This window comes from Marixanthomonas ophiurae, assembly GCF_003413745.1.
Taxonomy (GTDB): domain Bacteria; phylum Bacteroidota; class Bacteroidia; order Flavobacteriales; family Flavobacteriaceae; genus Marixanthomonas; species Marixanthomonas ophiurae.
The window spans coordinates 1,793,089-1,805,849 of record NZ_QVID01000001.1; the positions used below are offsets into that span (position 1 = coordinate 1,793,089).

At 35.6% G+C, this 12,761-nt stretch carries 12 protein-coding genes; all 12 read left to right on the plus strand.

Annotated features, from left to right (window positions below; genetic code table 11):
- Nucleotides 1–39 precede the first annotated feature (39 nt).
- Complete coding sequence (locus DZ858_RS08260) at nucleotides 40–834, plus strand: polysaccharide biosynthesis/export family protein (protein ID WP_117159086.1); 795 nt, start codon at nucleotides 40–42, stop codon at nucleotides 832–834.
- Entirely contained in the window at nucleotides 834–3,284 is a 2,451-nt protein-coding gene (locus tag DZ858_RS08265) for a polysaccharide biosynthesis tyrosine autokinase (protein WP_117159087.1), read from the plus strand. Before DZ858_RS08260 ends, DZ858_RS08265 begins: the two co-directional genes overlap by 1 nt.
- A 64-nt stretch (nucleotides 3,285–3,348) precedes the next feature.
- Nucleotides 3,349–4,635 carry a nucleotide sugar dehydrogenase gene (locus tag DZ858_RS08270; protein ID WP_117159088.1) on the plus strand — a complete coding sequence of 429 codons (1,287 nt, stop codon included), beginning with the start codon at nucleotides 3,349–3,351 and terminating at the stop codon, nucleotides 4,633–4,635.
- A 63-nt stretch (nucleotides 4,636–4,698) separates the two neighbouring features.
- Nucleotides 4,699–5,676: an SDR family oxidoreductase gene (locus DZ858_RS08275; RefSeq protein WP_117159089.1), complete on the plus strand. Its 978-nt coding sequence runs from the start codon at nucleotides 4,699–4,701 to the stop codon at nucleotides 5,674–5,676.
- Between the two features lie 118 nt (nucleotides 5,677–5,794).
- Entirely contained in the window at nucleotides 5,795–6,658 is an 864-nt protein-coding gene (locus DZ858_RS08280; protein WP_117159090.1) for an ABC transporter permease, read from the plus strand.
- 147 nt (nucleotides 6,659–6,805) lie between these two features.
- Entirely contained in the window at nucleotides 6,806–8,065 is a 1,260-nt protein-coding gene (locus DZ858_RS08285; RefSeq protein WP_117159091.1) for an ABC transporter ATP-binding protein, read from the plus strand.
- Nucleotides 8,062–8,850 carry a hypothetical protein gene (locus tag DZ858_RS08290; protein ID WP_117159092.1) on the plus strand — a complete coding sequence of 263 codons (789 nt, stop codon included), beginning with the start codon at nucleotides 8,062–8,064 and terminating at the stop codon, nucleotides 8,848–8,850. Before DZ858_RS08285 ends, DZ858_RS08290 begins: the two co-directional genes overlap by 4 nt.
- Before the next feature lie 16 nt (nucleotides 8,851–8,866).
- Complete coding sequence (locus DZ858_RS08295) at nucleotides 8,867–9,688, plus strand: sulfotransferase domain-containing protein (RefSeq protein ID WP_117159093.1); 822 nt, start codon at nucleotides 8,867–8,869, stop codon at nucleotides 9,686–9,688.
- Between the two features lie 4 nt (nucleotides 9,689–9,692).
- Entirely contained in the window at nucleotides 9,693–10,331 is a 639-nt protein-coding gene (locus DZ858_RS08300; RefSeq protein WP_117159094.1) for a sulfotransferase, read from the plus strand.
- Nucleotides 10,332–10,336: 5 nt separating this feature from the next.
- Nucleotides 10,337–11,404 (plus strand): DegT/DnrJ/EryC1/StrS family aminotransferase, encoded by a 1,068-nt coding sequence (locus DZ858_RS08305; RefSeq protein WP_117159095.1) that lies wholly within the window; start codon nucleotides 10,337–10,339, stop codon nucleotides 11,402–11,404.
- On the plus strand, nucleotides 11,401–12,105 hold the full coding sequence (locus DZ858_RS08310; protein ID WP_117159096.1) for a WbqC family protein: 705 nt from the start codon (nucleotides 11,401–11,403) through the stop codon (nucleotides 12,103–12,105). The genes DZ858_RS08305 and DZ858_RS08310 overlap by 4 nt, the downstream gene beginning before the upstream one ends.
- Nucleotides 12,102–12,740 (plus strand): class I SAM-dependent methyltransferase, encoded by a 639-nt coding sequence (locus DZ858_RS08315; RefSeq protein WP_117159097.1) that lies wholly within the window; start codon nucleotides 12,102–12,104, stop codon nucleotides 12,738–12,740. Before DZ858_RS08310 ends, DZ858_RS08315 begins: the two co-directional genes overlap by 4 nt.
- Nucleotides 12,741–12,761 lie beyond the last annotated feature (21 nt).

Here is a 12,761-nt window from a genome sequence, read left to right on the forward strand (position 1 = left end):
TCGTTGCGTTATATTTGTTGTGCAACAAGCCGGCAATCTATGAAATCTACACACCTGATCCTTTTATTGATCCTTACCATATGTGTGTCTTCCTGTGTAACTACCAAACAATTGACATATTTACAAGAAGATGGCGTAGTGGAAGACAGTTTAATCCCTATTCAAAAAGAACAAGAACCGTATCGATTGCATGTAAATGATTTATTAAGTATCCGGGTAAAAGCGATTGATCAGGAAACCGTGGGAATTTTTAACCCAATAAATGATGCTAATCCCAATGCCACGGGTGAAGAAAAATTGTATTATGATGGTTTTGTGGTGGACAGGCACGGCAACATTCGTGTACCTAGTTTAGGCGAAGTAAATGTATTGGGCCTAACGGTGGAGGAAGTTCGAGAAAAAATAGAAAAAACGTTATTGGAAGATTTCTTTAAAGCCGAGGCTAATATTTTTGTAACGGTAAAATTAGCTGGAATACGTTATACTATTAATGGTGAAATTGGAAACCCTGGATCAAATATAATTTATAGAGACGAAGTGAGCATTATGGAAGCCATTGCCAATAGTGGTGATATTGAAATTACTGGCGACCGTAAAAATGTAGTAATCATTAGGCAGTATCCATTAGGTCAAAAAGTACATCATATAGATTTAACCAGTATCAATGCCATGAATTCACCTTACTATTATGTAAAGCCAAACGACCTAATCTTGATTAACCCATTGCCTCAAAAATCATTAGGTACTGGAAAAACCGGTTTTGAAACATTTAGGACTATCATAACTGTTGTAACAGCTTTTTCAACCATTCTTCTATTATCAACCAGACTATAATGAGTGAAGAATTTGACATAAAAGAGATTAGTGCCTCTTTCGATATTAAAAGCCTGTTGTTAAAAATATTGGCTTATTGGCCGTTGTTTTTAATCTCACTTGCCATAGGTTTTACTATTGCTTACTACATAAATGTAAGAAAGTTGCCAGTATATAGTATGGATACCTTGATTTCCATAAAAGACGATCAAAACCCTTTTTTTACGAGTAATACAAGTCTCACCTTTAATTGGGGTGGAACAACAGATAAAGTTAATACCGCCATAATAAATTTAACATCCCGTTCGCACAATGAGAAAGTGGTGGAGCGACTCCAATATTATATGGATTATTTAAAAGACGGGGAATATCAACAAGTAAATGCTTATAAAAAAACACCCTTTTTGGTAGAGGTGGATACCAGTGGAGTGCAAATAGTAGGAAAGCAGTTTAAGATTGTGTTTAAAGATTCTGTTACCTATACACTATCTTCTGTCTTTGAAGGCAACAGCGAATCTCTTCAAAATTACCATACCAAAGAGAAAACAACTCAATTTATTGAAGCACAAAAATTTTCCCGTGAATATAAATTGGGTGAAAAGGTAAAACTTCCTTTCTTAAGGGTTACTCTTGTGCCTTTTGAAGAAGTTGAAGTGGTTCCTGGCGTTCCATATTATATTTCATTTTATAATTTTGATGGCATAGTGGGGCGGTATTCCAAGGTAGATGTAAGTCCTGAATCAAGAGGAGGATCCGTTTTAAAATTATTGTTAAGCGGTGCCAATAAAGCGCAATTGGTAGATTACTTAAATGCCTCGGTTGCAGTGCTGAGCGAGGATATGTTGGAGCGTAAAAATCTATTTGCTACCAAGACCATCCGTTTTATTGACAGTAGCCTAACAGAAAAATCTCGAGAATTGGGTAATGTGGAAGATGAGCTGAATGCATTCAGAAGCAAAAATGAAATATTCAACCTAGAGACTGAAGGACAAGAAATAAGCGCTAAATTAAATGCATTAGACCTTCGGAAAGAAGATATAGAAAGGGAAACAAATTATTATAATACACTTGAAGATTATTTAGTAAACCGCACCGATTACCGAAATGTGCCAGCACCTTCCGTAGCAGGTATTCAAGAGGGTAGTATTATTGGTGGGGTTGGTCGGATTGTTTCACTGGCAGAAGAACGCAACAAATTACAGTACTCTTATAGAGAAGGGGCTCCAGTATTTGCGGATATTGACCGTAGGATTGATGCTGTAAAAAGAGTATTATTAGAAAATATTCGTTCTTCAAAAGAGCTTAAAAATCAGGAGTTGTCCAGTATAAACAGTAACATCGGGCAATACGAATCTGAAATACGGGGACTACCTAAAGAACAACAAGAGTTGTTGAAGATTCAACGTCGTTACAACTTGAGCGAGGGTACCTACAACCTGTTTTTGTCAAAACGCAGTGAAGCAGGGCTGGTAAAAGCAGCGAATGTAAGTGATGTGTTGGTTATAGATTCTGCAAAAGATACAGGTGGTGGACAAATAGGCCCCAATACCCAAATGAATTACATAATAGCATTATTGCTTGGAATTCTTATTCCTTTAATGTTTATCATCTTGAGAATGTTTTTCAGTACGAAAGTAACAACTATAAAAGATGTAGAGCAAAATACAAAAATTCCTATTCTAGGCGTAATTGGCAAAAGCTATTTGGAAAACAACTTAGCGGTGGTTACCAAACCTAAATCGGCCGTTGCCGAAGGCTTCCGGGCGTTGCGTTCCAGTTTGCAATTTATGTATAAAAAACAAGGGGTCACTGGCGCCAAAACAGTATTGGTAACGTCTTCTGTAAGTGGTGAAGGGAAAACCTTTACCTCCATTAACATTGCATCGGTCTTTGCATTAAGTGAAAAGAAAACAGTGTTGCTAGGATTAGATTTACGCAGGCCAAAGATTTTTGACGATTTTGAGATAAACAATAAAGTTGGGGTTGTCAATTACTTGATTGAAGATGCTTCGATTGATGAAATCATACAAAAAACAAAAGTCGGTCACTTGGATGTTATTACGTCGGGACCGGTGCCTCCTAACCCATCAGAACTGCTTATGGGCGAAAACATGTCCCGATTAATAGATGAACTTAAAGAGCAGTATGACTATATTATCCTAGATACACCACCATTGGGTTTAGTAGCCGATGCTCTCGAGCTTCTTAAATATGCCGATGCAACCATTTATATGGTGCGGCAAAATTATACCAAAAAGGGCATGTTTGATATCGTTAATGAAAAATACCGAACAGGTGAAATAACTAACATCAGTATTGTAATGAACTTTTTTGAAGAAAAGGCAAAATATGGTTATGGCTATGGTTACGGGTATGGCGGTTATGGCTATGGTAAATATGGAAACGGCTACCATCAAAATGCCAAAAAGCCGTCCTTGCTTACGCGTATAAAAAATATATTTAAACGTTAAAGGAATATATTTACGCCAATGCTTTTTTATTTTTGCAACCCAAAATTATAATAAGAAACTTTTTATGAAAGAAAACCCTACCATAGCGATAATAGGTTTAGGCTATGTTGGCCTTCCCTTAGCTGTTGCTTTTGCTTCAAAATACAAGGTTATTGGTCTTGATATTAATGAAGAACGTATTTCAGAAATACAAAAAGGAAAAGATACTACTCAAGAGGTTTCAGAAGCCAATTTACAAGCTGTATTAAATAAAAAAGGGACTACAGGTTTATCAGTTACATCAAAACCAAAAGATATTTCTGAAGCAACTGTCTATATTGTAACGGTGCCCACCCCAACCAACAAATACAACCAACCCGTCCTTATTCCTTTGGAAAAAGCCAGTGAAACCATAGGGAAAGTCTTAAAAAATGGAGACGTGGTAATATATGAATCTACAGTGTATCCTGGTGTTACTGAAGAAATTTGCGTCCCGATTTTAGAACAAACCTCTGGACTCTGTTTCAACAGCGATTTTTATGCTGGATACTCACCCGAGCGTATCAATCCTGGAGATAAAAAACATACGGTAACCAATATTTTAAAAGTTACATCCGGTTCTACCGAAAAAGCTGCAGATTATATTGATAGTCTTTACGCCACTGTTATAACTGCTGGCACCCACAAGGCTTCTTCCATAAAAGTGGCAGAGGCGGCTAAAGTGATTGAAAACTCGCAACGGGACATTAACATTGCTTTTGTAAACGAACTGTCAAAGATTTTCAGGTTGCTTAATATTAATACGGATGAAGTATTAGAAGCAGCCGCTACCAAATGGAATTTTATAAAATACACTCCTGGCTTAGTTGGGGGGCATTGCATAGGTGTAGATCCGTATTACTTAGCACAAAAAGCAATGGAAGAGGGCTATAACCCTGAAATTATCTTGGCCGGAAGGCGTATGAACGATGGCATGGGAAATTATGTAGCGCAAGAAGTAATAAAATTGATGATTCAAAAAGATGCCAAAGTTAAAAATGGAAACGTTTTAGTATTAGGAATAACCTTTAAAGAAAACTGTCCTGATATTAGAAACAGCAAAGTAATAGACGTAATATCCGAACTTGAAAAGTATAACCTCAATATTGATGTGTATGATCCTTGGGCGAATATAGCTGAAGTTAAAAAAGAATTTAAAGTAGGGTTGCTAAACGAAGAAAATCAACTAAAAACCAACTATGATGCCGTGGTACTTGCCGTTTCGCATAACCAATTTGCTTCGTTTCCGTTAGAAAAACATACAGCAGAAAATTCAGTAATATTCGATGTAAAATCGTTTTATCCTATTGAAAAAACAGATGGTCGATTGTAGTTTTCGATACAAGACGAAGGAAGACCTTTATTTACTTCGGAAGAAATAAAAAAAACAGTTAGAATGTACAATAGTTCTTACCACACTCGAAACCTATCTAATCTTTCGTTTCTTATAACTGGAGGTGCAGGGTTTATAGGTTCTAACCTAGTGGAATATTTGTTAAAATATGGCGCAAAAAAAGTTCGGGTGTTAGATAATCTTTCAAATGGGCATATTAAAAACATTTCTGAATTTAAAACCAATCCGGACTTTGAATTTATAGAAGGTGATATTCGGAATTTGCAAACCTGTAAAGAAGTGATGGAAGGGATGGACTATGTATCCCATCAAGCAGCATTAGGCTCGGTGCCACGCTCTATTAACGACCCTATAACCTCTAATGAAGCCAATGTTACCGGGTTTTTAAATATGTTGGTAGCGTTAAAAGAAAGTAAAAAAGTACAGCGTATGGTCTATGCGGCCTCCAGTTCTACCTATGGTGATAGTAAAAAATTACCTAAAGTGGAGGATAGTATTGGAAAACCATTATCGCCTTATGCAGTAACCAAGTTGGTAAACGAGCTATATGCCGATGTATTTGGTAAAACATACCAGACTGATACTATTGGCTTGCGGTATTTTAATGTTTTTGGTCCCAAGCAGGACCCTAATGGTGCCTATGCAGCAGTTATCCCCTTGTTTATGAAAGCTGTACTAGAAAACGAGCCGCCTACTATTCATGGCGATGGAGAACAGACCCGCGATTTTACTTATGTAGAAAATGCAGTACAAGCTAATATAAGGGCCTTTTTTGCTTCAAAAGAGGCGAACAATCAGGTTGTGAACGTAGCGTATGGTGAACGTATCAGTTTAAATACATTGTGGGCAGCGTTACAGGATATTTCAGAAAAAACCATCCAACCCAACTTTGGCTCACCCAGAAAAGGCGATGTACGGGATTCCCTTGCTAATATTGACAAAGCGAAAGAATTATTAGGCTATGAGCCACTTTTTTCAGTCAGGGATGGATTAAAAGTAACCTGGGAAAAATTTAAATAGCTATGCTGATTGTATAAGTATAAAGTTCCAATCATACCCCCGTCTAATAATCCAATAATCCAATTCATCTAAGAAGCATAATTAGTATATTAGTCGCCTGAAAAAAAATAAAAATTTATTGAACTCAAAAGCAGACAACGACTGGTTATATGAAATAACCCCTCACAAAAAGCTAATATCACTTAATTTAAAGGAACTTTGGCGCTATCGCGATTTATTGGTGCTGTTTGTAAAAAGAGATATTGTTACTGTATACAAACAGACTGTTTTAGGTCCGTTATGGTTTTTTATCCAGCCATTATTTACTTCGGTGATATTTACATTGGTGTTTAACAATGTGGCTGGGGTGAGCACTGGGGCCATTCCTTCCTTCTTGTTTAACTTGGCGGGTATTACTGCCTGGAACTACTTTAAGGCGTGCTTTACGGGTACCTCAAACATTTTTAGGGGGAATGCCAGTATTTTTGGAAAAGTATATTTCCCTAGGGCTATTATGCCATTATCCATCACTATTTCCAATTTACTGAAGTTCGGCATACAATTGATGATTTTTATAGGATTCTACGTGTACTTTGTGATTACTGGTAAACCTGTGAGCCCTAATGCTTATATTTTATTGATGCCTATATATATTATCATGATGGCGTTGATGGGATTAGGCTTGGGGATGACCATTTCGGCTGTCACAACCAAATATCGCGATTTAACTGTTTTGGTAGGGTTTGCTACCTCTTTGTTAATGTATATTTCGGCCGTGCCTTTTCCACTGAGCAAAGCGTTGGAAAAATTACCCGAATACAGTTGGGTTTTTATTTATAATCCAATTACCCAAATTATCGAAGGCTTCCGCTACATAACCCTGGACTACGGGACATTTACATGGGGTGGTTTTTTATATGCGTTATTGTTTTCTATTAGCATATTCCTGATAGGGTTGATTATTTTCAACCGGACAGAGAAGAATTTTATTGACACGGTGTAGATAGAGGGTAGTCTGTAGTAAAGTTTAACATCTTACAGTATTAAAAAAGAAAAAATACATCAAAAAAAATATGTTTTTTGTACGTTTGAAATTAAATACTCAATTAGAATCACAAAACAATAAAGACCAACTACCCACTAACAACTAATGACTATTCTAAAAGCCGAAAATATAAGCAAACAATATCGCCTCGGGCTTGTTGGTACAGGGACGTTGAGCCATGACCTAAACCGTTTTTGGCATCAAATAAGAGGAAAGGGAGATCCTTATGCAAAAGTAGGTGGTGTAAACGACCGGAGTGCAAAGGCAAAGGAGGATTATGTTTGGGCATTGCGCGATATTAATTTTGAAGTAGGAAAAGGTGATATATTGGGCATTATCGGTAAAAATGGGGCAGGAAAATCTACCCTTTTAAAAATTTTATCTCGGGTAACAGGCCCCACCACTGGATGTATTAAAACAAAAGGGCGTATTGCTTCTTTGTTGGAAGTGGGAACTGGTTTTCACCCAGAACTGACTGGCCGAGAAAACATTTATTTAAACGGAGCCATTTTAGGGATGACCAAAGCCGAAATAGCAGCTAAAGAAGACGAAATTATCGATTTCTCTGGTTGTGCTATGTACGTTGATACTCCGGTAAAACGCTATAGTAGTGGGATGCGTGTACGTTTAGCGTTTGCTGTCGCAGCACATTTAGAACCTGATATCTTGGTGGTCGATGAGGTACTTGCAGTTGGTGATGCCGAATTTCAGAAAAAGGCAATAGGTAAAATGCAGGATATCAGTAAAGGAGAGGGACGCACCGTTTTGTTTGTAAGTCACAATATGGATTCAGTACAGAGCTTATGTACTTCCGGGATGGTATTAGACAATGGCTATACCACTTTTACAGGTAGTGCCACAGAAAGTGTAAACTTCTATACTAAAAAGCAGCTTCAAAAAATTTCCAGCTATAAGGAATTTGAAAATAAAGGAAATAATTTTGCGAAAATCCATTCAATAGGAGTAAACAAAGGTTCAGAGTATTCCAGTGTATCAGATGATATAATTATAGAATTAGAGTTTAGTATTTTACAGGAATCTTCAAAGAGAATTGATGCTTCTGCTGCAATTATTAACGAATCTGATTTGACTGTTTCCAATGTGGGTACAGGTTTAATGGATGAATCGCCAATAGAGATTATAAAAAATATACCTCAAAAATTAGTGTTTCATATAGAAAAACCCAATTTAAACAGTGGTGTGTATGGAATTACAATTAGGTTTATTGAAAATAGGGCAGGACGAGCAAAACTACGTATTGATGATATTATTTTCTTTCAAATAAAGAACATAATAACCGATACTATTTTTGTTAATAACAGCAGCATCATAATGCCTCGTTTTAATGTAACACATTCAAAATGATTATAACAGAAAAGTTCATAATGATAAATTTCCCTAAAACAGGGACCGCTTTTGCACGTAAAATTTTAATGGATCTGCATACCAATCCCTCATTTTGGGATAAAGCACAATTTAATTTAGGGCTTAAAAAAAAACCTTTTTTTCAAAACCTTTTACTGCCAAACATAAGAACTGCTTCTGCTAGAAAAGGATTTATGAACGAACATGGCATATGTGAACAGATACCTATAGGACATAAGAACAAACCTATAGTTTCTATAAAAAGAGATGTTTTTAAGCGGTATATTTCTATGTATAATTATGAACATTGGAAAAAATGGCCTTTTATAAATAGGACTATCATAAAAGAAAAGTATCCTAATTACCCAGAGTTGACTTTTGAAGAGTTTGTCCATTTTTTAATTGATTACAATCCACTGTCATATCATCCAAAAGTGAAAAGAGAACTGCCCATTGGTCCACTTACTGCACAGTATATATTGTTTTATTTTAAAAACCCTTTTCAGGTGCTTAAAAACATTGATAAGGAATATATAGACAGTAAAAGCTATATGCAGGACAGATATAGCATTCATTTTCTTGATCAAAACAATCTTAATCAAGATTTATATAACTACTTGCTAAAAATGGATTACGATAAAAACAAGATTGAATACATTTTATACGCACCTAAGACAAACAACTCCACGCCAAAAGGCAAGGGGGTAGAAGATTACTTTACCAAAGATTTAAAAAAACTGGTTTCTGAAAAAGAATCTTTTTTACTTGAGTTAAACAGATTATAAAGTTAAAGCGACAATCATGAATTTTGGGACGGTAAAACCATCTTTTATCATTATCGGTGTACAAAAGGGTGGAACAACTTCTTTACACAAATACCTTTTACAACACCCACAGTTAATAGCCCCAAAACCAAAGGAATTACATTGTTTTGATAACTACAATACCTTTAATGCACAGGAATACTTGGCCAAGTTCCCTAAAAAATATTTTTCTAATTGTATTTCATTTGAATCGACTCCACGGTATCTGTACCATCCCGCCTGTGCAAAAAAACTATATGATTTCAACCCGCATCTTAAATTTATAGTTGTTCTACGCCACCCAGTAGAAAGGGCATACAGTGCGTGGAACATGTATAAATTGCTTTCTCGCTCCCCTCAAAAGACAGATGCTGCCAAGTTTTTTGAAAAAGCCAATACAACCGAGAAACTTTATAGCTACTTTTATAAAAACAACTTTCCCTCTTTTCATGATTGGGTTACTTTTGAAATAAGCGGAGCCATGGATTCCACTATTTTGGAGCCATCTATTGTAAAGCGAGGCTACTATAAAGAACAAATTGAACGGTATTTTAAATTGTTCTCCAAAGAGCAGTTTTTGTTCATCGATTCAAATGAGTTAAAAAATAATACCTTGCAATCATTAGAGTTGGTTGCAGGTTTTTTAAATATAAAAAGTTTCAACAAATTAAAGCTGAACCTTAAAAAAAGCCACCAAATTAAATACGAAGAAAAAATGAAAGATGAAACTTATACGTTACTGTTGAAGCATTTTCAGAAAAAAAACGAAGGGTTAGGTTCTTTAATCGGGTTAGAATTAGATTGGTTAAAAAGTAAGTGACGCTATGGGGTTTTTAAGAAACAGCAAACCAAAAGTTTTTTGTATTGGGGCCAATAAAACTGGCACAACATCGGTTGAAAAAACCTTAAAAAACTTTGGTTATAAAATGGGAAAACAAGCTAAAGCAGAGTTGTTGATCCATGAGTATTCACAGCGCAACTTTAAACCAATATTAAAATATTGTCGTACAGCAGAGGCATTTCAAGACATCCCATTTTCACTTCCTTATACGTATGTTGTCTTGCACCATCATTTTAAAAATGCCAAATTTATACTAACAGAACGGGAAAGCGCAGAACAATGGTATCATTCCCTAGTTAAGTTTCATTCCAAATTATGGTCCGATGGTACACATGCACCAACTGCGCAGGAATTAAAAAATGCCAAATATCGATATAAAGGATATCCTTATGAGGCCCATAAATATCTTTATTCTACCCCAGATGACGACTTATATAACCAAGAGACATTAATAGCCTTTTATACAGAACATAACAAGGCTGTAAAAAATTATTTTAAAGACATTCCAAATTCTTTACTGTGTATTAATGTATCAAAAAAAGAAGATTACAAAAGATTGAGCGATTTCTTGAACGTATCTTCAAACCAAACCGATTTTCCTTGGGAGAATAAAACAAGTTAAGCAGTATGATACATGTAACCAGAACATTTTTGCCTCCTCAAGCGGAATATCAAAAGATATTGAAAAGAGCTTGGAATACTGGCTGGATGACCAACCGTGGGGTTTTAGTGCAGGAGCTAGAAGACAAATTAAAAAAGTACCTAAACGTTCCAAACATCATTGCAACCACCAATGGTACGTTACCCTTGCAAATAGCCATTAAAGCATTAGGGCTTGCAGGCGAAATTATTACGACGCCATTTAGTTATGTAGCCACAACCAGCAGTATTGTTTGGGAAGGGTGTAAACCTGTATTTGTTGATATTCACCCAGAGTATTTAACCATAGACGAAACAAAAATTGAAGCGGCCATTACTTCGCAAACAACTGCTATTTTGGCTACTCATGTATTCGGAAACCCCTGTGCTGTAGAAGAAATAGAAGTCATCGCCCAAAAACACAACCTAAAGGTGATTTACGATGCAGCTCATTGTTTTGGCGTAACCTATAAAGGTAAAAGTATTTTTGAATTTGGAGATGTAAGTACTTGTAGTTTTCATGCTACCAAATTGTTCCATACTGGAGAAGGTGGGGCGCTTTTTACAAAAAATGAAGAACTACATAATACATTATTTTACCACCATAATTTTGGACATAAAGGAAAAGAGTCGTTTCAAGGCTTGGGCATCAATGCCAAAATGAGCGAATTACAAGCAGCAATGGGATTAGCTGTTTTGCCTTATATGCAAAAAATAATATCCGATAGGGAAAAAAATATAGCTCAGTACAAAGCTGAGTTGACTGATCTCCAATTTTTAAAAATACGTCCAAATACCCATTGGAACAGTGCCTATATGCCCGTATTATTTGAAACTGAAAAAAGTTTGATAAAAACAATAAAACAATTGAACAATGAGGGGGTTTTTCCAAGACGCTACTTTTACCCTTCCTTGAATACAATACCCTATGTAGAAGGTAAAAAGCTTACTATTGCTGAATCTATTTCAAAACGGATACTTTGTGTACCCTTATATAGTGGTCTTAAAAAGAGTGAGATAGATAAAATTGTACATCTTATAAACACCTCAATATGAAGTTGTCTATAATGCAACCTTATTTTTTTCCGTATATCGGGTATTTTCAGTTAATCCATTCGGTAGATAAATTTATTTTCTATGATGATGTCAACTTTATAAAAAAAGGGTGGATACACCGAAACAATATCCTTATAAACGACCAATCCTTTCTGTTTTCGGTGCCTTGCAAAAAAATAAGCCAGAATAAAAAAATCAATGAAACAGAAGTAAATTTCAATGAAGACGAAAAGAATAAATTTCTAAAACGAATTGAACTGGCATACAAAAAAGCACCTTGTTTTCAAACTTTTTTCCCAAAGCTTGAAACGTTTATAATGAATGAGCATAGTAAGCTTATTTCAACCTTGGCTTGGAACAGTATTATGTTTGTTACAGAATATTTAGGTATCCATTCTCAATTTGAATATAGCTCAGCAAAACATGGAAGCTCGGTTGGTATGGAAAAGCAACAAAGGCTTCAACATATTGCAAAAAAAGAAGGTGCCAAAACGTATATAAATGCCATGGGTGGCAAAGAGTTGTACAGTAAAGAAAGTTTTAAAATGGAAGGAATAACCTTAAAATTCTTAAAAACCGAACCTATTGAATATCCACAGGGAAATTCAAGTTTTGTACCTTGGCTGTCCATTATTGATGTTTTAATGTACAATACCAAAACCGAAGCAAACAAACTCATCCTTCAATATAAACTGGAATGACAAAAAAGAGCGACTATAAAAATATTGTCCGACATTACGAAAGTTGTCTGGAAAGACACGGTGATACTCATAAGGGTGTGGATTGGCCTAATGAAAAGGATGCCTATACCCGCTATAAAGTGATGCTCGATGTTATTAAGGAGGAAAATGAGAAAACCAACTTGTTGGATTTTGGTTGTGGTGCGGCCCACATGCTTAGTTATATGCAGAAAAACCCAGAGCTTTATAAAAACATAAACTATTCTGGTGCGGATCTCTCATCAAAATTTATTGATTTAAGCCGAAAGAAATTTCCGAAAACAGACTTTTATTGTATAGATCTTTTAGAAGACGAACTTTCTGAGGTTCCTAATTTTGATTATGCCATATTAAACGGAGTATTCACAGAAAAACAGGATCTTACTTTTGATGAAATGTGGTTATTTTTTAAAAAAATGATACTAGCTATTTTTGAAAAAGTCGACAAAGGGATAGCCTTCAATGTTATGTCCAAAGACGTAGATTGGGAGCGGGACGACCTTTTTCATTTATCTCTAGACCTGTTGACAGATTTCCTTACTCAAGAACTTTCTAGGGATTTTATAATCCGGAATGATTATGGACTCTATGAATATACTGTGTATTTGTATAAATAATAAAAAAAGGTAAATTACAAG